This window comes from Lysinibacillus sp. FJAT-14222, assembly GCF_001278875.1.
Taxonomy (GTDB): domain Bacteria; phylum Bacillota; class Bacilli; order Bacillales_A; family Planococcaceae; genus Lysinibacillus; species Lysinibacillus agricola.
Genome location: NZ_LIYL01000018.1, coordinates 190,152 through 215,917, shown reverse-complemented (window position 1 = coordinate 215,917; position 25,766 = coordinate 190,152). Strand labels below are relative to the sequence as shown.

Here is a 25,766-nt window from a genome sequence, read left to right as displayed (position 1 = left end):
CCCTCATTTAAAGTGCAACAGAGATTCCCCTAACCATTTTATTTTTCATAGATATTACTGATTAAGCTGTAATTCAATTGGGCAATGATCACTGCCCATAATGTTTGAATGAATACTTGCCACATCAATTTTATCCTTTAGACTCTCCGACACAATAAAGTAGTCAATACGCCACCCAATATTACGTTCTCGTACTTTATTCATATAGGACCACCATGTATAGTGGTCTGTTGTATCAGGATGCATGTAGCGGAATGAATCCACAAAACCACTACCCAATAGCTCAGTCATTTTTGCACGTTCTTCATATGTAAAACCTGAATTACCAACATTCGACTTTGCATTTTTTAAATCAATTTCCATATGCGCGACATTTAAATCGCCACAGTATACTATAGGTTTCTTGGAATCTAGCTCTTGTAAATATAGCGCTAACCGATCCTCCCACTCTAAACGAAGAGGTAGTCTAGCTAAATCACGCTGTGAATTCGGGGTATAGACATTCACTAAATAAAAATCTTCATACTCTAACGTAATAATTCTCCCCTCTTCCTGTGATTCATCCTCACCAACACCATAATGTACTGAAAGTGGCGTATGCTTTGTAAAAATAGCTGTACCTGAATAACCTTTCTTCTGTGCATAATTCCAATATTGTTCATATCCCTCAAGTGAAATCTCCACTTGTCCATCCTGACACTTCGTTTCTTGAATACAGAAAAAATCTGCATCTACATAATTGAAAAAATCTAAAAAACCTTTGCCCAAGCAAGCTCGAATTCCATTGACATTCCATGATATAAATTTCATTTTCTGTTTCACTCCTCAAAAAACGCTCTCCGCCATTAGCGAAGAGCGCAGTATCCTATAAATCATCACCAACGATTTTAACTTCTGTTTCTAAATCGATGCCAAACTTTTCTTTAACTACTCGTTGTACCATCTGGATTGTCGCAATATAATCAGTAGCCGTTGCATTACCTTTATTAACAATAAAGCCTGCATGCTTCGTTGATACCTCTGCACCACCTACGCCTTTTCCTTGTAGGCCACTATCTTGAATAAGCTTGCCTGCAAAGTGGCCTGGCGGGCGCTTAAAAACACTCCCTGCTGATGGGTATTCTAACGGCTGCTTAGATTCTCGCTGAAAAGTTAAATCAGCAACTTTCGCATCAATTTCTTCTTGCACACCGTTAGATAATTGAAATTCAGATGAGAGTACATAATACCCCTTCTTGGCAATGATACTTTGACGATAACCGAGTTCAAGCTCTTCTTTTGATAATATTAAAATGTCGCCTTCTTTTGTTAACACTTTTGATGAAATAATAATATCTTTAATTTCACCACCATATGCACCTGCGTTCATTGCCATAGCTCCACCAATTGAGCCAGGGATACCACATGCAAATTCAAAGCCTGTTAAAGATGCTGCTGCCGCTAGCTTTGATGCATCCTTTATAAGTGCACCGCTTTGCGCGTAAACATGGTCACCATTAATATGAATTTCATCTAAAAGTGAAAATGTAACAACGATCCCTCGAAGACCGCCATCACGAACGACCATATTAGATCCATTACCTAACATTAATAACGGTATATTATTCATGTAAGCATAGCGAATAACTGTCGCTGCTTCTTCCTCAGTTTCAACGAGAACGAAAACATCCGCTTTACCACCTAGTTTTGTCATAGTATATTGCTGTAATGATTCATCTAACTTAATATTGGCTGGATTAACGCTCTGTGCTAAATCCGCCGCCCATTGTTCTTTTGTCATGAGAGCTAATTCCTTTCTAACGTCCTTCTTACTCTACCCTAGTATGGATTTAGAACCCTAATTTGACAAGTAAAATGAAGAGTATTTTTTATCTCACCTTAACAGTCAGCGAGACTTCTTGTGCAGAGATAATCAGATATTTTGATAGTCCTCACACTTTAAAGCCAGCTCGTTGCCCATGACTCGATATTGCGAATTGCACCTTCTAGTGCTCGACCTTTATCTGTTAAAGAATATTCAACACGCACCGGTACCTCTGAATACACTTTGCGTTCAACAAGCCCTTCTTTTTCTAGCTCTTTTAAACGTTCCGATAATAAACGGCCGCTTACAGGTAAAGCTGATTCAATCTCATTAAAGCGCTGTGGCCCATCTAATAATTGATATAAAATTAGCCCTGTCCAGCGTTTTCCGATTAAATCCATTGCTTTAGCTAAACGAGGACATAAATTTGACTCATTCATTTTTTTCACCTCTTATGTAATCTATTGTAACGATTATTTTTAAAAAAGTAAATTTGAAGTAACTTATTTACCTCTAGTAATTTATTTACCATTATATATTTAATTACTAAAAGTAACTTTAGGATATTTTATCATTTCTGGCATTTACTTTAATAGAATATCGGTAACCATTTTTATCCGTTTCGATTGATTAGAAGACGCTGATTTTCCTCATCAATACGCCTGTATTATTAACTCTGTCTTTTTACTGTCTCTAGTTTCATATGAAGCTAACAATGTCATAGAAATTAAGCCATGGCCGCCCAATTAGAGAGTAATCATGGGGTCTAATAACAGCAATGAAAATGGCAATTTACTTCTATATAGATGCACATGGTTTTATTTTTATGACTCCTGCCGTTAACAAATAAAATTACCATTGTATAGATACTGTTATGAGCCAGGAACTATTTGGATATTTATATTATTTTCTGGATCATCAATGACATTTGTTAAAACGTATACCATGTGGATAAGTTGATTGAAGTGGAGACTGGGCGACTCCTTGGGGATCAGCGTCAAGGGCACTAAAAAACTAAAGAAATTCATTTTTTATATTATAAATCTGTCTTTTGTTGGATTTATAAACTCAAAAAAGTCGATTTGCATCACATTTTTTGTGGCAAATCGACTTTTTCAGTGCCCTCGATCAGCGTCACAGATGAGACCCTGGAGCGCAAGCGGATGTTTTCTGTGCGAAAGCGTAGTGCTAACGTAGCGGCAGCAAATGTTTTATCTGTGCGAAAGCGTAGCGGCAGCAACAACAAATGTTTTATCTGTGCGAAAGCGTAGCGGCAGCAACAACAAATGTTTTCTGTAGCGAAAGCAAAGCGGCAGCTACAATGTTTTATCTGCGCGAAAGCGAAGCGTCAGCGGCAAAGCGCCCAGTCGGAACGGAAATCAACCCCACGTTAGGTGATGACCCTTATTCTTGGAATACAATTAAGTGATAATATCATACATTTGAACGACACAAAAAGGAGAGCAGCAAATAATTTGCGCTCTCCTTTTTATTTTCATTATTTAATTAAATACTTACCAAAGCCGCCTTCTGTATCTTCTAAATATTCGATATTGCTGCCAGCAGGAATGACCTTTTGTGCATCCTTAGCAGAGTGGTAAATAATTTTTGTATTTGCTGGGAACGGTGCAAATGACCAATTGTTATCCGCAGCAGGATTAATTGTTTTGTTAGCCATAATGTAGTCAATTACAGCTTGGCGATTTTCATAAGCATAGTTTGTTATGTTAGAGCCATTTTCATTTTTGAATGTGGCACCATAAGAACCACCAACACGGTAGTTGTTTGTAATGATGATGAACTCTTGATCTAGATCGATTGGTTTACCGTTGTATTGTACATTTTTAATACGGTTCGCTTTTTCGTCTACTAAAATACCACGACGATCATATTTTGATGGTGATGTTACATCGATTTGATATGTTAAGCCATCTAATACATCAAAATTGTAAGAACGTGCTTCTGGGTCAATAATATTTTGTTCTTCCGTTTTATTTGGATCGATCGTTGCAAAAATGCCAGCAGCCATTTCTAACCATTCAATTGCTTGTGCGCCTGTTACTTTAATCGTTGCAACAGTATTATCGTAATGATAGATGTCTGCCATATTTTTAATCGCAAGTGGACCTACAGGAATGTTTGTGTAATCTGCAGGGTTGTTACGAGAGCCTGCTTTGAAAGGTGCACCAGCAGAAAGAAGTGGTGTATTTTCATCAGCAGTACCTTTTAATTCTTGTTCAATAAACCACTTTTGAGCTTGTGTCACAATTTGAATAGAAGGATCATCTTGAACCATTGAGAAGTAACTATGGATTGGTGCAGTTGTCTCACCAACAGGTTGACGAATATACTTTAACGTTCCTTCATGTGCTTCTTTAATTGCATTTAAAACTGTTTTAGATGGTTTTAAGCCTTCTTGTTTGATAGAACGGATAGAACCTTGTCCATCCACTACAACCCATTTAGAGCCTTGTTGTTCTAGCTTTAAGTCAATGACACCAAGATGGCTACCATAGCTACCTGCCATTACAGTAGGTACACCATTAATTTTGCCTTTTTCTTGATCAACATTTTTAAGATCTTTATAGTCACCTGGGAATGTTAAATGAGAATGACCTGTAATTAAAGCGTCAACACCTTCAATTTCAGAGATTTGGTATCCAACGTTTTCGGCACCTTTTACATAAGTGTCCCCACCAATACCTGAATGAGAAAGTACTACAATTACATCTGCCCCAGCTTTTTGCATTTCTGGTACAACTTCTTTTACTGCTTCAACTGGTTCTTGCATTTCTACTTTACCTGCTAAATGGATAGCATCCCATTCAACAATTTTCGTAGGCACGATACCTGTAACGCCAACTTTAAGTGTGTGCTTTTTACCTGTATTGTCTACAACCTCTTTATCAAGAATGACATAAGGTGTATACATACGCTCTTTCGTTTTAGCGTCGTATGTGTTTGCATTTACGACAGGGTATTTTGCATCATTTAATACTTCATCTAAAAACTCTAAGCCATAGTTGAACTCGTGGTTTCCTAAAGTTCCACCATCATATTTTAGTGCATTTAATGCTGCAACAGCTGGATGAACTTCACCTGGCTTTAAGACGTTTTCTAACGCTTTATAAGAACCTAGTGGCGTTCCTTGAATTAAATCGCCGTTATCAAATAATAATGTATTTGGGTTCTTAGTACGAGCTTGTTCAATTAATGTAGCAGTGTTTGCTAAACCTACATCAGCTGATTCAGCATCTAAGAAATAATTGTAATTTGCAAGGTTTGTATGAATATCTGTAGTACCTAAAATTTGAAGATTTACTGTTGTTTCAGATGTAGGTAATTTATATTCAGCTACAAAGCGTTCAACAATGCTTTTCATTTGCTCAGTTGTTACATAGTCACGAGGACGAATTGTGTTATCCTCAAAGCCTTGTAATATGTTTGCTGCAACTGCATTTGCTAAATCCTGCTTATGTGTCTTAGCAACTTGATCTGCATCTTTAAATTTATCTAATACAGAAAGTGGAGCGTTTTCATTCACTAATCCACGAGCAGATATAACGAATGCTTGTTGACGTGTCAATTTATCGTTTGGATCAAACAATGTCGCAGTTTTACCTTTAATAAGCTTTAGTTCTACTGCTTTTTCTACATACGGGGCTAAATCCTTTGGGACATCAGTGAAGGCAAGTTTGGAACCATCACCTAGCTCTACATTTAAGCTTTCTACTAATTCTTTCACGTAATCTCCACGTGTCACATCGTTTGATGCAGCATTTGCGGAAAGTCCAAATGGTAACACCGTGAATAGAACAAGTAACATCGCCAAGAATTTAGTCATTAATTTCTTATTCATGTAACAGCCTCCTTATAAATCTAATATTTTCCTACGATTTCTATTATAATATACTAATTACTTTTTTAACTGAATAAATAGTCCTAATTGTATGTACTTTTAAATGAATAGCAAAACACTTTAACAAAAAATGATAGATTAATATTATTTCATACTTATTTCACATAATGTGATGTTATTAAATGTAAATCAAAAATAAGTGCATAGTACCAATATGTCAGACCTCCTTACCATTACCGTACCTCTTTGAAAGAAATAAAAAAAAATCCTCTCAAATTAGAGAGAACTTTTATTAAAAAATAAATTTTTATGCATTTACAGTTTGTAAAGATTGAGCTACTTTTTTAACTGCTTCTAGGCCGTTTGCAATAATTTCTTGTGCTTTATCTTGAGAAGCGTTATGACCTTCAATGATAACCTCTTCGATAATTTCCATACCGAACATGCCACCAACAACGTTTTTGATGTAGTTAACTGACATTTCCATTGGCTGTGCTTCAGGTGCTGAATAGTTACCACCGCGAGCATTTAAAATAATAGCTTTTTTGTCAGTCATTAAGCTAACTAATTGACCGTCTTCACCATATTTAAATGTGTAACCAGCTTGGAATACATAGTCAATGAAAGTTTGTAATGTCGCTGGGATTGTTAAGTTCCAAAGTGGGAAAGCAAATACGACTACGTCAGCTGCAGTTAAAGCGTCCATAGCTTTTTGTTTAGCAGCTAAAAGACGTGATTCAATGTCAGTTAACTCTTCACCGTTTTGAACTTTACCAAAAGCATTGAAAAGATCTTGACCGAAATAAGGCATGTCTTCTGCGAATACGTCAAAAGTCGTTACATTTACACCTTGTACATTTTCCATAAATGTGTCATACATTTTTGTTGAAATACCATCTGGACGGTTGTTAGCTTTTACTACTAATACATTCATTATATAAATTCTCCCTTAAAATCCATAGTTTAATATCTCGAATTCAAGATATATAAGTATAATAAAAAACTTTCTGTAAAAAGTCAACGCAAGTAGACTCAGACTTTTGACTGAAATGTTGATATTTCAATTAAAGCATCTCATCGCCATAACGTGGGGTTGATTTCCGTTCCTACTGGGGCGTCGCTGAGCCGCTTGCAGCAACAAGTGTTTTTTGCGCGAAAACGAAGTGCTAACGTAGCGGCAGCAACACATTGTTTTTTTGTGCGAAAGCTAGCGACAGTAACAGCACGATGTTGGTCACGAAGGCGTTATCACAGGACGTGACTTTTTTAGCCTTCGTTTCTCTGCCGGCTCGCTCCAGGGGTCTCATCTTTGACGCTAATCCCCAAGGAATCGCCCAGCCTCTACTTCAATCTACTTAAATACATGGCATACGTTTTAACAAAGGTCATCCCACAAAAGACATTTGTAACTGCCGTTTCACTTACGTTACATAAAACATCTGTAGCTGACGCTTTGCTTTCGCTACCAAAACACTTGTAGCTGACGCTTTGCTTTCGCTACCAAAACACTTGTAGCTGACGCTTCGCTTTCGCTACCAAAACACTTGTAGCTGACGCTTCGCTTTCGCTACCAAAACACTTGCTGAAAGAAGTTAAAATTTACAGCTATCATCTGTACAAACTCCACTATCTCCAGAGCCTGCCATCTTTAATCCAGGTTGTAGGCCTTCTTCCTCTGCAACTTTACGCAAGGTTTCTTCAAATACTTCTTGAGGTTGCGCTCCAGAAATACCATACTTACGATTTAAGACGAAGAAAGGTACTCCACGTACGCCAAGCTGTAGTCCTTCTTGTATATCAGTCTCTACCTCTGTTTTAAAATCATCACCGGAAAGTACCTTTGCAACTTCTTCACGATTCAGGCCTACTTGCTCAGCAATATCGATTAATACATTATCCTGGCCAATACGCTTTGCTTCTATAAAATAATTGTGTAATAGTGCTTCAACAAGTGCTGTAACATCCCCTTGCTGTTCTGCCCATTTTACAAGACGATGCGCCTTTAATGTATTTTCCTCCATTAGCTTATCAAAATTATAGTCTAGACCAACTTCTTTTGCGCGAGCAGCAACACCCTGTGTCATTTCCTTCGCTTTTTCTAGCGACATTCCATACTTTTTCGCCAATGATTCAAATGTAGACACATTTTCATCCACAGGTGTTGTTGGATCAAGTTGATAGCTTTTATAGACAAGCTCCACCTGTCCTGCAAAACCTGTATCTTGAATCGCCTGCTCTAGTTGTTTTTTACCAATATAACAAAATGGACATACATAGTCTGACCAAATTTCAATTTTCATAGCTAAACACGCTCCTTTTGATACATTGTAGCGATAGTCCTTTCGATCAGGCAATTTTTATGCTTCATTGCATAAATTTTCAAACCAATCTACATACTGAACTTAAAAACAATGTGAGGGTTATGTATGACACAATCTCTTTGGCTCGCAACAACTGATCCCGTCTCCTTAACATCTCTTCCTGCGTCAACAACTTGTGATGTATGTATTATCGGTGGAGGCTTGACGGGACTATATACAGCCTATATCTTAGCAAAATCAGGTGTAGATGTAGTTTTGCTTGAAGCAAATTCCCATATCGGTCATGGTACGACTGGTCATTCAACAGGAAAATTAACTGCACAGCATAGCTTAGTTTATAACAACCTTATAGAAAAACTTTCTGTAGATGAGGCACGGCTCTATTATCAGCTTAACCAGCTCGCTGTTGATAAAGCTCTACAGTTATTACCTAAGGAAAGTATTCAACAAGTAGATTCATTGCTTTATTGCCAAACAAAAGAAGGTTATGCCCAATTATTAAAGGAGTGGAATGCCTATAAAGTATTAAATATTAAGGCGAAAATCACTTCTGATACAGAGCTTCCCTTCCCAATTACAAAAGCGCTTAGCATGTCCCAGCAGGCACAAATACATCCTGTAGAAGTTTGTAATTTCCTTGTAAAAGAAGCATTATCAATGGGGGCAAAACTCTATACAAGTACCCGTGTTCAGCAATTAAACATACCACAAAATAACTTACATACCGCAAATGATATGTCGGTTCAATACAACAAGCTTATTTTGGGTACACACTATCCTATTGAGGCCTTTAAAGGGCTACAGCTTTTTAAACTCTCTAACAGTCGCTCCTATATGGTGGCTGGCAAAGTTACTGATACACTGCAAGGACAATATTTATGCGTAGATAATCCTACTCGCTCTATTCGGACAGCCACCATAAACGATGAGCATTATTTAGTATTAGGTGGCTCTAATCATATTGCAGGTGAAACAACCAATACGGAGCCCTATTATGAGTCTATTCAAGATGAATTGAAGGGGCATTTCGATCAGGATCCTATCTATCGATGGTCAGCGCAAGACATTGAAACACCTGATATGGTACCTTATGTCGGCAGGATCACACAGTCCTTGCCTAATGTTTTCATTGCAACCGGCTATCGAAAATGGGGGATTTCCAATTCTTTTGTAGCTGGAGATTTACTATCCTCCTTAATAACAGGGTCAAGGATTGAGGAAGGTGCAATTGCTCTTTATTCACCATCACGTACGAAATTCGGTGCTCAGTTCATGCAAATGCTAAAGGTAGGTGGCTTCGTAGCCAAGGAGTTTGTATCAGGCTATCTTAGACATGCCAATACCCCAACTTGCACGCATTTAGGCTGTAAAACAAAATGGAATGAAGCCGATGAAACTTGGGATTGCCCTTGTCACGGCTCTCGCTTTAATGCCAAAGGGGAAGTGCTGGAAGGTCCTGCTGTGCACCCACTAAAGCTAGATTAACAAATGCGCTAAAGCGCTCGTTTACATCCGACAAGCGCTGGAGAGCCCGAAGCAAAAGTATGCGCTCCACCACTTTTGCCCGAGGGATCGAAGCGACCTCGAGAATGTACCGCTTTAGCCTAGACGATAACTATGCCCTGGGTTATCCACAACATAAAAATCTATAATTTCCTTAACAATAAAAAAGAGGTTGTCTTTTTCAGGACAACCTCTTTTCCATTATTTCAATGCTTCAGTTAAAACTGGCACGATTTGTTTTTTACGAGATACAACACCTGGTAGAAGAACGCGATTATTTACAAGCTCTGCGCCAAATCCTTTTGCCGCAGCCTCTGCTACTTGTCCAATTGCAACGGCTGTTGAATCATTGTTTAAAATATCAGTTACAACGAAGAAGAATAAATCTAAGCCATTTTCCGCTACATTTTTGTTTAATAAAATTTCTAATTCCTCTTGGCGACCAAGCACATCGTTAATATCGACAGCGTTTACCTGAGCCACTACAGATTTATATTCACCAAATTGGAATTCTTTTGCATCTAATGATAAAAGATCTTCTAATGATTTATCTGAAAGATCAGCACCTGCTTTAAGCATCGCTAATCCGTATTCAGCAGCATCAACACCTGCAATTTTTGCTAGCTCCTCACCAGCTTTTACATCTTGCTCTGTGCAAGTTGGAGATTTGAATAATAATGTATCAGAAACGATGGCAGAAAGCATTAATCCAGCAATGTTTGCAGGGATCTCTACACCATTTTCTTTGAAAATTTTGTTTAAAATCGTTGCAGTACAGCCTACAGGTTCTGCACGATAGTATAGTGGATCAGCTGTTTGGAAGTTCGCAATACGGTGATGATCAATTACTTCTACAATTTGTACTTCTTCAATACCATCAGCAGATTGCTGGAATTCATTGTGGTCTACAAGAATTACTTTCTCTGCTTCTCCAACTACTGATGTAATTAATCGAGGTGCCTCAAAGCCAAATTTGTCTAATGCAAACTGTGTTTCATTATTTACTTCTCCAAGGCGTACCGCTTCAGCATCTTCGCCAATTTGTTGCTTTAAATATGCATATACAATAGCAGATGTAATTGTATCTGTATCTGGATTTTTATGTCCAAAAATTAAAACTTTACTCATAAAATTTATTCCTCCTAAATGGCCAAAACATTTGTATTTTATTTTATCAAGTGTGTTGATTAACCATTTTCATCCATTCTAATTAATTAGAAGGCTCTGATTTCCGCTACGGGCTACTCGCTTTCCCGCGGGAAGCTTTGCTCTGCGACGAAAGCGAAGCGACAGGAGCACTCGAGTAGCCCTACGTTACAATCAGTTAAAATGGACATACATTAGCAAAATATCAACAAAAAAATCCTTTTATCACTCAATAATAAACCTATATTTTCCTAATCAACACGCTTGTTATTTTATCATACCTTATAGACTAACATGATATAAAGTGAAAGTTCTATTAAGGATCTACTATCAATCCACAACTAAAATTTCATATTCTAAAATAACTGCATCTTTATGTATTCCTTACTTCTCCTATACATAACATAAAAGAAGTTAAAGATCGCTGTAGTCAATGTCGAAAATCACCATAAAGTGGAGTTGATTTCCGTTCCAACTTGGCGCTTTGCCGCTGACGCTTCGCTTTCGCGCAGATAAAACATTGTAGCTGCCGCTACAGAAAACATTTGTTGTTGCTGTCGCTACGCTTTCGCACAGATAAAACAATTGTTGCTGTCGCTACGCTTTCGCACAGATAAAACAATTGTTGCTGTCGCTACGCTTTCGCACAGAGCAAGCTTCCTGGGGGCGTCCGATAAGCAGCTTGGGCCAAAAGGATGTTGGTCACGAAGGTGTTATCACAGAACGTGACGCTTTTAGCCTTCGTTCCTCTATTGGCTCGCTCCAGAGTTTCATCTGTGACGCTAATCCACAAGGAGTCGCCCAGCCTCAACTCCAACCAACTTATATATGGCATACGTTTTAATATACAACATTCCGAATTTTAGCAATAGGCAAAAAACAACCCTTACTTACTATTTATTGGTTATTATTAAATTTATTATATTTATCTATTTTTTACCATCCAATTTTTAACATTTAATAGTAACAATACACAGTTCATTAAAAATATTTACTATAAATAGATATATAGTTGCGTTTTTATATTTAAGAAACCGTAATTTTATGCTATCATCAGGTAGTCTATATTTTAGGATATACAGGAAATGGGGATTACGATGACAAAGAAGATGGAAAAAAAGTATATTCCTTTAGCAAATTATTTTGAAGTAGCTTTACAACAAGAAATTACTTTATCCTTTACCGAATTAGAGAATATAATGGGACAAGCCTTGCCAAATGCAGCTTACTTGAACAGAAGCTGGTGGAAGAAAACAAAGCCCCCTCTTTCTCATTATCTGTCATGGACAAATGCAGGCTACTATGTCATTGATGTTAAGCTCGGCACTAGTGTAACTTTCTCGCGTACACAAATGAAGACTACGAGTAATATTTCTAAAAATGACAACAACCCATCTGCATACATAATTCGAGCAATTGAAGCATCAGACGCTAGATCATTTATTCATTTGCAAGAAGAAATTTTCCAACAAACTGAATTCATGTATAACATGCAAAACGAATTAGACCTTACAGTCCAACAGCTTCGTAAAGATTTAGTCTATTGGAAACAACTGAAAAACCGTACGATTTTACTTTGTATATTAAATGGTATTTTTGCTGGCTATGCCGTTATCCATGGATATAAACACTCTAAAGCTAAGCATGTTGCATCAGTCCGCTTAGCTGTTAAGGAAGAGCATCAACGACAAGGTATCGGTTCAGCGCTTATGAAGGCAGTTGAAAGCTGGTCTAAACAGCGAGATATTTCGCGCTTAGAATTATCTGTTATGGAGCATAATGATAGTGCTTTAAATTTGTTTAAAAAATTAGGGTTTCAGCAAGAAGGTATTCGACAAAACGCCATTAAATTAAATGATACCTTTATTAACGAATATAGCTTAAGTAAAATTTTATAAGCTTCTTTTCAAGGATGTCTAAAACTTATTTGGGCATCTTTTTTATGTGTGGCCTTGTTTTAAAGTAGTTAAAAAAACGCATAGATCAGCCTTGTACATTATCTACGCGTTAATATTTTAGAATACTTGCTTTTCTCTTACCGCATCTAAGAATAATAAATTATGTTCTACTTGCTCATACGATTGCTGATATTTCACATATTGCGCCTTATCCTGACTGATCATTTCCTCAATTAGCGCATGTAAAAATGAAAATAAAACTGGAATAACGTCCAATGAAGATTGGTTTTTCATACAAAGTGCAAATAACGCACTTGCATAATCTCGAATAGGCGACAACGCCGAATCAGTAATGGCAATAATTTTTACTTTTTTCTTCTTCGCAATTTCTACGATCGTTTTAATATCGATTGAATGCTTGTCACACGAAAAAACTATTAACGTTGTGTGCCCCCCCATACTGTTAACTTGTTGTACAATATCATCGGAATCTAAACGAAGTTGTTTCACATTTTGACGTAAAGTTTTCATTGTGTACGATAACCAATTTGCAATGGACGCAGCTTGACGAGTACCTAAAATGTAAACATTATCCGCCTCATGAAGCCATTTTGCGCTCTTTTGAAGCATGTTATCATTAATTAAATGAATAGTATCTTGAATATTTTGAATATCACGTTGCATTATCTTACTAAAACTTGAAGTATATGAAGGTTGAAGACTCGCCCCATCATCTTGAGTCATTAAATAGCTTCTAATTTCGTCTTGAAGCTCTACATAGCCCGAAAAATCCATCGCATAACAAAATCGAATAACTGTCGATTCACTAACATTAGCCTGTCTACCTACTTCTGCTGCTCCGTTCCCTATTACAGCTGTAGGGTTATTCATAACAAATTGTGCAACTTTACGCTGTCCCTTCGACAGCCTAATAAATCTTCTTTTTATTTCTTCATTAATACTCATTTCTAACAACCCTTCTTTCAATGAAATTATCACGAATGGAGATTGTTTCCTACTGACTCTAGATTCGAATCAATTATGCCTCGGCACGATGTTGGTCACTCAGTCGTGTGTTGTTGTTGTTGTTGTTGCTGTTGTTGTTGTTGCTGTCGCTTCGCTTTCGCACAGTTAAAACCGTGTTGCTGTCGCTTCGCTTTCGCACAGGTAAAACATTGTTGCTGTCGCTTCGCTTTCGGTACAAAAGACACCTGCTGAAAGTAGTTAAAAATACAGTATCACGATTACAATCTGAATACAATGACTTTTCAGAAAAATCTTCAACGCATTAACTTGCTAACGTGATAGTTCATAATAAAATGACATAAAATTGTTCTATTTTCATTATCGAAGTCGATTGATTAATCATCACTATAACCCGTTGGTTGATTTCCGTTCCAACTTGGCGCTTTCCAGGGGCGTCCGATGAGCCGCTTCGCTCCAGGGTCTCATCTGTGACGCCGATCCCAAGGAGTCGCCCAGTCGGAACGAAGATCAACTTATCCACATGCTATACGTTTTAACAAAATGCCATCCCATTTTCAGTGATGTACCTTATTGATTGTGATTTTAACAGATTTTTAAAAATATTTGTATAAAAATTAATAATTTCTAATTTTTATGTAATTGAATCATAAAAATGTCTTGGATTATAGTTCATCCAAGACATGATTATCTTTGTTATTCTAATTCAATTTGTTTCGTTTCTTGACCTAGGAATATTACCCCAACAACACCGATAATAATCGCTACGCAGAAAATAGCAAAGATAAAGCCGATATCATAACCTGCTGTTAATAAAGAGCCTACTAACAAAGGTCCAAAAATACCACCGATGCGCCCAACAGCTGCTGCCATTCCTGCACCTGTACCACGAATAATTGCTGGATACTGCTCTGGTGTGTAAGCATAGAGTGCACCCCATGCACCTAAGTTAAAGAACGATAAAAACATTCCTGATGTTAACAGTACTGCCAGTGTCTCAGCATTACCGAAAATGAAAGCACTTACAGCTGTACCAATTAAATAGGAAACAAGAACAAACTTCCGTCCGATTTTTTCTATAAACCATGCTGCTGTGAAGTAGCCTGGTAGTTGTGCAAGCGTCATAATGAGAACATATTTAAAGCTCGTAATCATGTCAAAGCCTTTACCAACCATGACACTTGGTAGCCATAAAAACATACCGTAATACGAGAATACAACTGTAAACCATAATACCCATAACATAAGTGTCGAGCGTGCATATTTTTTCGACCATACTTCTCGAATATTTTGCACAACACTACGTTTCTTAGATTCTGCCTTTACTGCAAACTGTGGTGAATCAGGTAAGTGCCAGCGAAGATAAATTGCATAGATTGCTGGAATTGCCGTTAACAATAACGCAACACGCCACCCCCATGATGGAATAACAAAATACGAAATCAGTGCAGCGATTAACCAACCTGCTGCCCAGAAGCTTTCCAGTAAAACAACCACGCGCCCACGCTCTTTGGCTTCTACACTTTCAGAAACCAATGTTGATGCGACTGGCAATTCTCCTCCTAGCCCCATACCTACAAAAAAACGCAGTGCCATAAAAGCTGCTAATGTAGTTGTAAATGCAGACAAGCCACTTGCAATAGAAAATAATACAAGCGTCCACATAAAAATTTGCTTTCGTCCCACTTTATCGGCAAACACACCGAAAACAAGTGCTCCTACAGCCATCCCAATTGAGTTAATGCTACCTATCCAGCCCGATTGACTTGGTGTTAATCCCCAATCAGCTGCTAATGCTGCAATAACGAATGATAATATTCCTACATCCATTGCATCGAAAAGCCAGCCTACACCCGCTACCCCCAAAAGTTTATTACGAGAAATAGATTGTTGAGGCTTATTCGTTGATACTGTATTTGTTGTCATTTCAACCACCTGTCTTTACACTTGACTTTACATCGTAAGTTTACTATACAGTTGTTTCAAGAAAGTGACAAGCAAAATTCAAATTACCGAATTGTTTCGACAATTTCTGAAATGCTATTGAAAACATAGGGCAATTTGCGTTAAAATGTCTTTTATACAAAAACAACTGTTCTTTCTATAAGAACAAAAGGAGATCGTAAACGTTATGTGGAAAGGCCTTATTGAAGAATATAAACAATTTTTACCCGTAACAGAAAACACACCTGCTTTAACTTTAAACGAAGGCAATACGCCTCTTATACATTTAGTAAATTTATCTAAAAAACTTGGCATTGAGCTTTATGGAAAAATCGAAGGTGCAAATCCAACAGGTTCATTCAAAGACCGTGGTATGGTGTTTGCCGTTGCAAAAGCAATTGAAGACGGTAGCAAATGTGTTATTTGTGCCTCAACTGGTAACACATCAGCCGCGGCAGCAGCTTATGCAACACGTGCAGGAATCCAATCTATCGTCGTTATTCCTAAAGGAAAAGTGGCTCTAGGTAAGCTAGCACAAGCGACAATGTATGGTGCAAAGATTATCGAAATCGACGGTAATTTTGATGATGCATTAAATATTGTTCGTCAAGTAAGTGAAACAACTCCTGTGGCACTTGTAAACTCTGTAAATCCATACCGCATTGAAGGGCAAAAAACGGCATCATTTGAAATTGTAGATGCTTTAGGAGCAGCTCCAGATTATCTTTGCATCCCTGTTGGTAACGCAGGTAACATTACTGCATACTGGAAGGGCTTTAAAGAATATGACGTAGCAAAAGGCTCTGGTTTACCAAAGATGTTCGGCTTTGAAGCTGAAGGTGCAGCAGCGATTGTAAAAGGTGGACCTATTGCTAATCCTGAGACAGTGGCAACAGCTATTCGAATTGGTAATCCTGCAAGCTGGAAATTTGCTGAAGCAGCTCGTGATGAGTCTGGCGGAATTATTGATTCAGTTACAGACGAAGAAATTTTAGCTGCTTACAAATTAATTGCTGGCACTGAAGGAATTTTCGTTGAACCAGGCTCAGCTGCATCATTAGCAGGTGTTATTAAATCAGTTGAAAATGGCAAAATTGCAAAGGGCTCTAAAGTTGTTACAATTTTCACGGGTAATGGATTGAAAGATCCTGATACTGCAATGAATGTCTCGACTGTAGATGTTGTTTCACTTAAAAATGATGAGGAAGAAATTCGAAAATACATCGAGGGTGTACTATGAGTAATATGTGGCAAATCTCAGTTCCTGGGAGCACAGCCAATCTAGGCCCTGGCTTTGATTCAATAGGACTTGGCTTGTCTCTTTACTTAAAGTTAACTGTTTCTATACAGGATCGATGGGAAATTATCCATCTCGATGATAATGGTCCTAAAGAGTTTGAGTTGGAAGAGCACTTACTATACGTGATTGCCAAAAAAATTGCGGATCAATACGGTAAGCAGCTACCTGCCTGCCGTGTTGAAATGGCAAGTGAGCTTCCATTAGCCCGTGGTTTAGGGAGCAGTGCAGCAGTCATCGTTGCAGGAATTGAACTAACTAACCAAGTCTGTGACCTAGGCTTAACTGTACAGGATAAACTCAATTTATCCTCACAAATCGAAGGACATCCAGACAATGCAACAGCTTCAGTATTAGGAGGATTAACAATTTCTTCAATGAATGAAAATGGCGTTGTCGATACATTTCATTTCAATGATATTGATGCTTCCTTTGTTGTGTATGTACCCGATGTCGAACTAAAAACAAGTGAATCTCGTTCTGTTTTACCAGAACAATTTGAACGTGCCTATGCAGTGAATGCCTCTGCAAATGCAAATATGCTAGCTGCCTCATTAATGGCTCGTGATTTTGAGCGTGCAGGTCGTTATATGGAAGCCGATTTATTCCATGAACCTTTCCGCGCCAAATTAATTCCACAATATACAGAGATTCATGAAGCCGCAAAGGCTAATGGTGCATTTGGAACAGCTTTAAGCGGAGCAGGGCCAACGCTAATTTCCATCATCCCTACTGCTATTGCACATGATTTCGTAAATGCCATGAAAAATCAATTTCCAGAGCATCAAATTATCTTAACAAAAGCCGATGAATATGGTGTACAGGTAAAATTTGAACGTCTACTGCAAAAGTAGACATTTTTTCTTGAAGGGGGAAGTAGCTTGAAACCAATTATTTTCTGTGATTTTGATGGCACTATAACAGAAACAGATAATATCGTCTCACTAATGACTCAATTCGTTCCAGAAGAATCTGAGAAAATTGCTAAAGCAATGATGGAACAAACTATAACCTTTAAAGATGGCGTTTCAGCAATGTTTGAGCTATTATCAACTAAACAAAAGGATGCTGTTATCCAATATTTATTAGATACGGCCATTATACGCGAGGGTTTTGGCGATTTCGTTCGCTTCGCACGGGAGAAACATATTCCGTTTTATATTGTTAGTGGAGGTGTCGATTTTTTCATTGAGCCACTTCTAAAAAAATACGGCCCATTTTCTGATATATATTGTAATAGCGCTGATTTTTCAGGACAACAAATTAAGCTCGTCTTTTCAAATAGCTGTGATGAGGAATGTGCGAAATTTGAGACACAGGGCTGTGGCTGCTGCAAGCCAAGCGTCATGCGAAAGGTCGCACAGAGCGATCATTTTAAAATCGTGATTGGAGATTCCCTTTCTGATTTTGAGGCTGCAAAACAGGCAGATTTAGTGCTTGCTAGGGATCATCTTATTAAACGCTGCGAAGACCTTCATCTTCCTTATAAGCCCTTTGAGACATTCTATGACTGCTTAGAAATGGTAAAAGAGCTTATGGAAGCAGAAAAGGCTGTTTCAATGTAATGAAAAAAATTAGAGCAATGGCGGTATGGTTAATAAGTGCCGCTCTTATTTCTATCTAACAAAGGGAGCCATCCTCCAATTAGATGGCTCCCTTTCCACGTTCATGATTTATCCCGCATTAACTGCCGTAAATGCCCGATTAGTGAATACTAATAATCAGTGGAGGATGAAGAACCCCCCACTGATCAAAGTTTCACTTTATTTTTCGCTATAAAAAATCTCTTTCGACGTTCATACCAAAAGACACAGATAATGAACCACGTATACCCCATACTCCATCCAGCCAAAACATCTGAAGCAAAATGACGGGCACCAGCAACTCGTGACAAACCAATAAGTCCCGTTAATATAATTGCCCCAAGCCAAAGTATAGTTTTACGCCCCTTGCTATTGTTCTCCGAAAAAATATAGGCAGTTGTAAATAAATACAAGATGCCTGTCATAGCATGTCCAGATGGAAAGCTAAAGGATGTTAATTGTTCCTCAATTTCAGGCCTTGGTCGTTGCACCCATTTTTTCAATAATTGGTTCAGAACATTTCCACCTGCAATTGTTAACAAAACAAATAATATGCCTCGATAATTTTTTACTTTCCATGCTAAATACACTATTAGAACAATAGCCACAGACACTACAAATGCCGGTTCTCCTATATAATGAAAAAATTCTATAAATCGATTACCGAAAAATAAATCAGCCATTTTTGTATCAAATGTATTGATTAACTTACTTTGAAAAGTAACACGTAACACAAAAAAGATAATGAGCGTTAATACCGCTAAAGGATAAGCCCATTTTTTCATATAATACTCCACCTCAAAACTCTATGCTGTTATATTTTTCACATCATATCATATTTAAGTCAGCTAGAGGTGAATTTGCTTTTTATCCCTTGTAATACTCCCCACCCCAAATTTAGAGAAACGAAGTTAGGTACGAGGTTAACTGTCCGTAATTGCCCGATTGGTGAAACTTTATCTAACCCAATGTGCCCCCTCTTTCCTGAGGTATGACAAATGTTTTTTCTTCTGCTTTATTAAAATAATTTGAAAGAGCTAATGCAACGATAAATAAGATTGCAACGATAGGTATTATTTTTCTAAACAAAATATACACTTCCTCATCTTCAGTTTGAATTATTTTAATAATACTGGATCAAATAACCAATCCTTTGGTCCAAAGTTTTTATCCTTCTCTCCTCTTACTTCACGAGATATATTGTTTTTAATAATTAATTCTCTAAACTTTCTACTGAACAAAGTTTTTCGGTATAAATACCTTCCATCATGGCTCCATTCTGCCGAGAAAAATACATCGTCTTTTAAATTGGTTACATCTTTGCACTGATAAATATCAGGTCCGTTGATAATCCCACTTAAACCACATCGGCATGGTGGTTGCTCTGTCGCAAAATACAATTTAACTCTTTCAGTGCTGCATTCTGGTAATACTTGTGTCGGTATAATTTGAAAGGCTTGTTGCTTCCCTTCTTCCGGTCCTTGATGAATAACCTCTAAAAGTTCATAGCCTTTAATATTCTCTTGCTTCATTAATGTCACTAATTCCTGTGACGCTACCCAATATCCGCTCACATGAACTAGATGACGATCTTTCATTTCTGTTGTATCTATCACTAATGGTGAAAGTTGCTCTTTTTCCTTAAGTCCACAATGCTGGCAATGGGTGCTTATAGAAAATAAAGTTCCTTTATCGTCTATAAACATATCAGGTGAGTTACCTGTTGAATTTAATGTAAACAATGGTGCTTGCTCATATTCGCTATCTGAAAAATCAAAGTAAAAACGTTCTCCGATTGAAACAATCCCTAATTCGCGTTCCAATGATTTATATAATGCTGCTACATGTTCATATGTTACATCTTCATTTAATGTGAAAATAGGATTAAATGATGCCTTTAAATTTCTTTTTCTTATTTCAGGGGCACCGATAAAAATACCAAAGCGATTATACACTTTAATGACTTGATCTTGACTAGATTCATCTATAGAAAATAAATTTTCAAGTTCTACTTTCAAAATACACGCCTACCTTTATATAAAGTTTTATGGTGAAGTACGTTGACTAGCTAGTATCTTAAAAAAATCTACAATCTCTACTTTATTCATAGATAGTCAGGCTGCTTATTTTAAACGAAATCTTATAAATATTTATTACTTACTATAACAAATCTACTTAACCACGATTATATTAAGCCTACCAGTACTTACACCGACATTTCAACGTTGGGTTTACGCCAATTTTTTGGCGGTCTTTGACCCGATTTCTGGCGTGATTTGGCGGTCATATAAAAAACACCGCCAAAAAATGGCGGTGTCACACGAGGATTATAGGTATTTAGAATTATGATTAAGGGATAATTACCTAAGTCAAAATATGGAACTCCAAATACACCTAATCTCTCCCTTTTTATTGAAAAATATACCAATATCAATGAGTATAACATATAGATAAACTATAGTAAATTCATTCTTTCTGCAAGATTTACAGCCTCGGTACGAGAATCTACATTCAACAAAGAAAACAGCTGTGTTAAATATCTTTCGGTTGTTCGTTGAGGGATATTTAGCTCAATAGCAATTGCTTTATTCGTATGCCCTTCCGCAATCAGTCTTAAAATTTTCTTTTCTTTTTCGTTTAAGTGAATATCGAGTTTAGCGTCCTGCAATTTAAATCGATTATCGAGAAAATCCAAGAAATTTTGAGGTAAAACAATTTCACCATTTGCAATGGCTCGAACAGTTCGTAAAATTTGTTCCTTAGAGGCTGTTTTAGCTAAAATACCTTCTATTTTCCGTTCTAAAATAAGTGGATAATAATCAGTAGTATCGTCACCCGTATAAAGGATAATTGAAGCATTTGATTGGATAGCTTTAATGCTGCGTGCTAAATTGATACCATTTTCTAACGGCATATTTATATCAATTAAATAGATATCATAGGGTTTGTCTTTAATTCTCTGTATGACATGAGTTGCATCACTTTCTGTATCAACTATAATATCTTCATTTTCTTGAAATAAATTTTTCGTTCCCTCTAACACAATAGGGTGATCATCCACTATGAGCATCGTAATCAAGTGTGTCACTTCCTTCTTTTACTGTAATTCTAATAGACATTCCTTCATTAGCCTGTGAATCGATGTAAAAATGCCCGTTAAAGGCCTTTACACGCTCTTGCATACCCCGAAGTCCCATCGATTCTGCGACAATAATATCATTAACATTGCAGCCTACACCATCATCCTTGTAAATGATTTCGAAACCATCGTCCCATTCTTGAAGATGAATTTCAACTGTTGTTGCATAGGAATGTTTTAAAGCATTGTTGAGTAATTCTTGAAATAGTCGATAGATCATTAAATTCATACGCTCATCCTCTAAATAAAGGCGATCTATCGTATAAATTAACACAAAACTAGCTCTTTCTATTACTTTGCGAATTAGCTTTTCTAATGCTGCATTTAGCCCTAATGTGTCTAATAATGGGGGCTTCAAATTTTCACAATAAGCTCTTAAATCATGTAAGGATGTAACCATCTGCTTATGAATTTTTGCAAGTTTTCGCTGGATATCTGTTGTATCCTTCGCATTGATAAGGACATCAACCTCTCGAGCAATATGAAGCTGCTCTTGCAAATTTGTATCATGTAGTTCTTGAGCTAATTGATATTTCTCCTCTTCAAACCTTAACCATAATAACTTGTTTAACCAAGGTAATTGACTATCACCGGCCTGCCTCATATGTTTTAGTTCCTCTAAAAGTTCTTCCACCATCTTAGTATTTTCAATGAAATTATTTACATATAATAAGAGCAATTCAAGCCATAGAAGCTCTTCATCTTTTAAATGAATTGAATTGTTATGTCCCAATACTAATACTCTTTTATAATGCGCATCTTGATGGAGGAAGGCTAGATATACTTGGTCAAATTTTTTAATTTCCCCTAATTTTATATCTTCCATTAACACCGGATTAATCGGGAGCCTACCCTCAACCGTTGATGTAAATTGCTTTGTGTCATAATCATAAGTTAATACAAATACATGCTCAAGCTCAAGATGTAGAGAAACTTCATGAGCAAATTTCTCTAGAAGCTCATCTATTTTTATTGTTTTACCAATCTTATCTACTGCCGTATATAACTGATGTATATAATCCCCTTTTGTCGAAAATAAGATTTTTCGTTTTCGGTAATCGACTTTCTCTTTTATGTAAAAAAGAACAACTAACGATGAAAAAGTAAAAAATGAAACACCTGATATTACGGTCATCGTTAAATATTTCCCTGCAATCCAATACAAACCAACTATAAACCACACAGTAAAAATCAACGAAAAAATTACATAGTAACGGAGTCTTGTAATATGGTATTCAATATCAAATAGCCGCTCTGCTAATTGCGTAAAAATAAAACTAAACGGAATTAACAATAAAAATAGAGCACTAATTTCTGCTGAAAGTATAGATTGATGAAATAAAATGTAAGGGAGTGCATATAGAAAAAGGAATGGCAGAAACGGAATCAGTATACTAATTAATAAAATTTTTAACTGAGGCGATTTATATTTGAAATAGCTTAGCAATAAAATACTAAGTATGATAATAAGGAAAATGAAGAACACAGCTAGTACAATATTCGAAAGTAAATTATTAATAGCAGGGTAAATAATGCCAGTGCCACCCAATATCATTGCTATCACAGGGAGTATATAAAACAATTTTATATTGTTAGAAAGCAACCAATTTGTTTTTAAAAATGTATAATAATTCCTTAAGAAATGGAGTAATAACACTAAGCATAGCAACATGCTACCACGGTTAACGATTACACCAATACTGTTTAGAGCGCCGGATGAACCAATGCTAACATAAGCCATGGAAACAGTGAGCATAAATAATATAAGTAAACATAAAAGAGATGTATTTTTTTGTTTAAAATATAAGTAAAACACAATAATTAGTGTTAAAAAAAAGTAACAGGCAGGTATTATCAATATATAATAATAATATTGCTCTAGTACATCAAATCTACTAATTCTCACATCAATTATTTGTTCGTTAGGCTTCATTATTGTTAGTAAGCTTGCCGTACGTATTAAATGATCATGTTTTACATTAGGGACATCCTCTGTTTGCATGTTATTTACACTTAAAATAACATCCCCTTCAGAAATTCGAATTCCATCCTCTAATTGTTTATTATATGAACTAGTTACTACCCATTCCCCATTTTCTTCTTTTAAATCTATACCCAAAGAAGGCTTGCTATAAGTAATATACATTAGGTAAGAGCCTAGCAATATGTAAATACTTATAGCAAGCAGAAACCATATACGTTTAATTATTTTTAGTTCCAAAATCCATTTTCTAAGCATACTTTTTCTTCAAACGAGTCAAGTATCGCTTTTTGCTCAATAGCTGAAATTCCAATTAATGAGGCTTTTTGTTCCTTTAATAGAGCAACTAGCTCTGGGTTCTTTTCTAGATGTTGAATTACATTAATCATACAAATCTCTCCTCATTTCATTAGTTTATTTAGGTAGTTTTTACCCAATTCGTTTATAGCTACATTTTCAAGAATATTTAATGCTTTTAACTTATAAACATTTTTAATAGTAATTGCATAACGTATTGCACCACCATTTGTCAACTCGTTTTCCGTAGCATTATTATCCAAAAATGCAACTATATCATTATTATAATAGTTTATAACAGATTTTGAAACATCATTTTTCTGTGATAAAAGATAAATAATAGGCAGTGAGTATCTTTTATTTAGCAAGTCATTTTTAGGTCCCCAAGTTTTTAAACTTTGAATATCGTTTTTAATTTGTTGGATAATACCTATGTATTTCCCATACTCCTCAACCTCAGGAGATATTTCTCCTTTTGCAAGAACTTCACCAATTAAGCAACCCATTGCTGTTAAAGAACCAGACTTTTGGTCAATCATTTGTAAATATGATTCCTCATCCCTACAAATATTGAGTAAATCTAGCTGCTGACCGTTTATACTCCGTAATGCATAATCCTCTAGTATTTGAATAGCAGTATTTTTGTGTTTAAAGGAAGTCTCATGAATAGTTTTAGAAGCCATCACTAGCATAGCTAAAGCAACATTTAATGATAATTCAGGTGTTTCACTCCAAGTGTAGTCCGAATCCTTGTCCTGCAAGTCATCGATAATATCAAAAGACAAAATTAGAAGTTCAATAGCTGCGGCTACTTTATAGATGTCCTCGTTCAAACAATCTGTAAATGCTTCATAATGCAAATAACATAGCTTACCAAATGAATAGCCTACTATTTTCTTCTCTTCTTTAAAACTTTCTAGCATCGACCGTAGTTTATGGCCTATCAATGCCTCATTTTTAATAAGAATGTCCAATGATTCATTAATTTGTTCGTCTATCACCTTCAATAGTCCTCTACCCCCTTAAGCATACTATTAAATAGTATATAGATTAATGGGAAATAATACTAGACATTAAAACACAAAGGAAATATTTTACTTAATATTTTGCAGACCGCCAAAAAATGGCGGTCTTTCTGAAGGCACGCCATTTTTTGTTTAGAAATAGTAAAAATAAGTGGCGGTATTGTATTACTGACCGCCATTTTTTGGCGTAAACTCACCATTGAAATGGCGTCCTCACTGATGATACGCTTAAATTAAGCTAAGATAGTATTGTACATAGTTAATTCAAAGTTATAAGTATAGGAACCATTTAAGCTACTAATAAGGGAATTCTTCAACACTGGGAGTGATTGAAATGAAAAACGAAGTAAATGAAAATGTTTTAATACTTACAGCTACTTTTTCCTGTACAATTTTTGTCTCTGAAGAAGAAATCACCATTAAAAAGCCTTCGAACGAACAACAATATATTGAACAAATAATTATTCATGCCGAGCAACAAGCATATCAAGAAACCTTATCAGAGTATAAAAACAAGTCTACATTTTCAAATTTTATTTGTGATATTCCAGGATTTGAAGATACTTTTCAACAAAAGCTGGACACTTTTATTAAACCATATGGAATTTTAAGAGCAGCTGAAGAAAGTCTATCCATTTTGCCTTTAGTAAGCCCATTTACCTCTGGTCTGAATATACATACACCTATAATCTATACGTCTCCAAACTATAGTATTATAAACGCAAGAAGCACTTGCTCTAACACCACATCTATTGAAAATGCCGCTAAAATAGGCGAAACGGTCGGCTCATCTGATTATCTCAATAATTCAGAATTAGAAATTGACATTTCCTCTTCAAGAAAATTTACTACTGTGAACGAAGTAAATCGGACACCTAAACGATCTACAGCCAAATTTACTGGAGTTTCCATTAGTGAAAGTGGTATTTCTTTTAATATTACTACTGCATTTAATATATGGAATAAAGCGTCCATTAAACATTAG

The 25,766-nt window shown here is 36.4% G+C and carries 24 protein-coding genes; 7 read left to right on the top strand and 17 right to left on the bottom strand.

Annotated elements, in window-relative coordinates:
• Positions 1-54: 54 nt before the first annotated feature.
• The 3 genes from AN161_RS08825 to AN161_RS08815 form a co-directional block, all read right to left on the bottom strand.
• Positions 55-810 (bottom strand): exodeoxyribonuclease III, encoded by a 756-nt coding sequence (locus AN161_RS08825; RefSeq protein ID WP_053593984.1) that lies wholly within the window; start codon positions 808-810, stop codon positions 55-57.
• Positions 811-865: 55 nt separating this feature from the next.
• Positions 866-1,780, bottom strand: a complete 915-nt coding sequence (murB, locus tag AN161_RS08820; RefSeq protein WP_053593983.1) for a UDP-N-acetylmuramate dehydrogenase — start codon at positions 1,778-1,780, stop codon at positions 866-868.
• Positions 1,781-1,938: 158 nt separating this feature from the next.
• Positions 1,939-2,244, bottom strand: coding sequence for a helix-turn-helix domain-containing protein (locus AN161_RS08815; RefSeq protein ID WP_053593982.1), 306 nt, complete (start codon positions 2,242-2,244; stop codon positions 1,939-1,941).
• 806 nt (positions 2,245-3,050) lie between these two features.
• On the opposite strand from AN161_RS08815, the gene AN161_RS08810 reads away from it, so the two are divergent.
• Complete coding sequence (locus AN161_RS08810) at positions 3,051-3,233, top strand: hypothetical protein (protein WP_053593981.1); 183 nt, start codon at positions 3,051-3,053, stop codon at positions 3,231-3,233.
• 69 nt (positions 3,234-3,302) lie between these two features.
• On the opposite strand, the gene AN161_RS08805 is transcribed toward AN161_RS08810, so the two are convergent.
• The 3 genes from AN161_RS08805 to AN161_RS08795 form a co-directional block, all read right to left on the bottom strand.
• Positions 3,303-5,663, bottom strand: a complete 2,361-nt coding sequence (locus tag AN161_RS08805; protein WP_082340008.1) for a bifunctional 2',3'-cyclic-nucleotide 2'-phosphodiesterase/3'-nucleotidase — start codon at positions 5,661-5,663, stop codon at positions 3,303-3,305.
• Between the two features lie 307 nt (positions 5,664-5,970).
• A complete protein-coding gene (locus tag AN161_RS08800) occupies positions 5,971-6,597 on the bottom strand; it encodes an FMN-dependent NADH-azoreductase (protein ID WP_053593980.1) in 627 nt (208 codons plus the stop codon).
• A 658-nt stretch (positions 6,598-7,255) separates the two neighbouring features.
• Positions 7,256-7,963: a DsbA family oxidoreductase gene (locus tag AN161_RS08795; protein ID WP_053593979.1), complete on the bottom strand. Its 708-nt coding sequence runs from the start codon at positions 7,961-7,963 to the stop codon at positions 7,256-7,258.
• Positions 7,964-8,089: 126 nt separating this feature from the next.
• Between AN161_RS08795 and AN161_RS08790 the strand changes: the two genes are divergently transcribed.
• Positions 8,090-9,469 (top strand): FAD-dependent oxidoreductase, encoded by a 1,380-nt coding sequence (locus tag AN161_RS08790; protein ID WP_053593978.1) that lies wholly within the window; start codon positions 8,090-8,092, stop codon positions 9,467-9,469.
• Positions 9,470-9,688: 219 nt separating this feature from the next.
• Here AN161_RS08790 and AN161_RS08785 read toward each other — a convergent pair whose 3' ends face one another.
• Entirely contained in the window at positions 9,689-10,615 is a 927-nt protein-coding gene (locus tag AN161_RS08785) for a manganese-dependent inorganic pyrophosphatase (RefSeq protein WP_053593977.1), read from the bottom strand.
• Positions 10,616-11,730: 1,115 nt separating this feature from the next.
• On the opposite strand from AN161_RS08785, the gene AN161_RS08780 reads away from it, so the two are divergent.
• A complete protein-coding gene (locus tag AN161_RS08780) occupies positions 11,731-12,531 on the top strand; it encodes a GNAT family N-acetyltransferase (RefSeq protein ID WP_075807212.1) in 801 nt (266 codons plus the stop codon).
• Between the two features lie 117 nt (positions 12,532-12,648).
• Here the strand turns inward: AN161_RS08780 and AN161_RS08775 are convergent, their stop codons facing one another.
• From AN161_RS08775 to AN161_RS08770, 3 genes are all read right to left on the bottom strand, one after another.
• Positions 12,649-13,497 (bottom strand): MurR/RpiR family transcriptional regulator, encoded by an 849-nt coding sequence (locus tag AN161_RS08775; protein WP_053593975.1) that lies wholly within the window; start codon positions 13,495-13,497, stop codon positions 12,649-12,651.
• Positions 13,498-13,592: 95 nt separating this feature from the next.
• A complete protein-coding gene (locus AN161_RS29540) occupies positions 13,593-13,742 on the bottom strand; it encodes a hypothetical protein (protein WP_201406567.1) in 150 nt (49 codons plus the stop codon).
• A 469-nt stretch (positions 13,743-14,211) separates the two neighbouring features.
• The gene (locus AN161_RS08770; protein ID WP_053593974.1) at positions 14,212-15,441 is read right to left on the bottom strand and encodes an MFS transporter; all 1,230 of its coding nucleotides are present in this window, start codon (positions 15,439-15,441) and stop codon (positions 14,212-14,214) included.
• A gap of 205 nt (positions 15,442-15,646) precedes the next feature.
• Here AN161_RS08770 and thrC point away from each other — a divergent pair, with 205 nt between their 5' ends.
• The 3 genes from thrC to AN161_RS08755 are packed head-to-tail and all read left to right on the top strand — an operon-like array spanning position 15,647 to position 18,321.
• The gene (thrC, locus tag AN161_RS08765; RefSeq protein ID WP_053593973.1) at positions 15,647-16,699 is read left to right on the top strand and encodes a threonine synthase; all 1,053 of its coding nucleotides are present in this window, start codon (positions 15,647-15,649) and stop codon (positions 16,697-16,699) included.
• On the top strand, positions 16,696-17,610 hold the full coding sequence (gene thrB / locus AN161_RS08760; protein WP_053593972.1) for a homoserine kinase: 915 nt from the start codon (positions 16,696-16,698) through the stop codon (positions 17,608-17,610). The genes thrC and thrB overlap by 4 nt, the downstream gene beginning before the upstream one ends.
• Positions 17,611-17,637: 27 nt before the next feature.
• Positions 17,638-18,321: a 2-hydroxy-3-keto-5-methylthiopentenyl-1-phosphate phosphatase gene (locus AN161_RS08755; RefSeq protein ID WP_053593971.1), complete on the top strand. Its 684-nt coding sequence runs from the start codon at positions 17,638-17,640 to the stop codon at positions 18,319-18,321.
• A gap of 185 nt (positions 18,322-18,506) precedes the next feature.
• On the opposite strand, the gene AN161_RS08750 is transcribed toward AN161_RS08755, so the two are convergent.
• The 7 genes from AN161_RS08750 to AN161_RS08725 all read right to left on the bottom strand — a co-directional run bounded on the left by AN161_RS08750 (position 18,507) and on the right by AN161_RS08725 (position 24,757).
• Positions 18,507-19,124 carry a phosphatase PAP2 family protein gene (locus AN161_RS08750; protein WP_053593970.1) on the bottom strand — a complete coding sequence of 206 codons (618 nt, stop codon included), beginning with the start codon at positions 19,122-19,124 and terminating at the stop codon, positions 18,507-18,509.
• Positions 19,125-19,299: 175 nt separating this feature from the next.
• Positions 19,300-19,428 (bottom strand): hypothetical protein, encoded by a 129-nt coding sequence (locus AN161_RS30990; RefSeq protein ID WP_255349992.1) that lies wholly within the window; start codon positions 19,426-19,428, stop codon positions 19,300-19,302.
• A 29-nt stretch (positions 19,429-19,457) separates the two neighbouring features.
• A complete protein-coding gene (locus AN161_RS08745; protein ID WP_053593969.1) occupies positions 19,458-20,357 on the bottom strand; it encodes a hypothetical protein in 900 nt (299 codons plus the stop codon).
• A 437-nt stretch (positions 20,358-20,794) separates the two neighbouring features.
• Positions 20,795-21,409, bottom strand: a complete 615-nt coding sequence (locus AN161_RS08740; protein WP_241774531.1) for a response regulator transcription factor — start codon at positions 21,407-21,409, stop codon at positions 20,795-20,797.
• Positions 21,393-23,624: an ATP-binding protein gene (locus tag AN161_RS08735; protein WP_053594040.1), complete on the bottom strand. Its 2,232-nt coding sequence runs from the start codon at positions 23,622-23,624 to the stop codon at positions 21,393-21,395. The genes AN161_RS08740 and AN161_RS08735 overlap by 17 nt, the downstream gene beginning before the upstream one ends.
• 65 nt (positions 23,625-23,689) lie before the next feature.
• On the bottom strand, positions 23,690-23,848 hold the full coding sequence (gene comX, locus AN161_RS08730) for a competence pheromone ComX (RefSeq protein ID WP_053593967.1): 159 nt from the start codon (positions 23,846-23,848) through the stop codon (positions 23,690-23,692).
• A 12-nt stretch (positions 23,849-23,860) separates the two neighbouring features.
• Complete coding sequence (locus tag AN161_RS08725) at positions 23,861-24,757, bottom strand: polyprenyl synthetase family protein (protein ID WP_241774530.1); 897 nt, start codon at positions 24,755-24,757, stop codon at positions 23,861-23,863.
• Positions 24,758-25,115: 358 nt separating this feature from the next.
• Between AN161_RS08725 and AN161_RS08720 the strand changes: the two genes are divergently transcribed.
• Positions 25,116-25,766 (top strand): hypothetical protein, encoded by a 651-nt coding sequence (locus AN161_RS08720; protein WP_053593965.1) that lies wholly within the window; start codon positions 25,116-25,118, stop codon positions 25,764-25,766.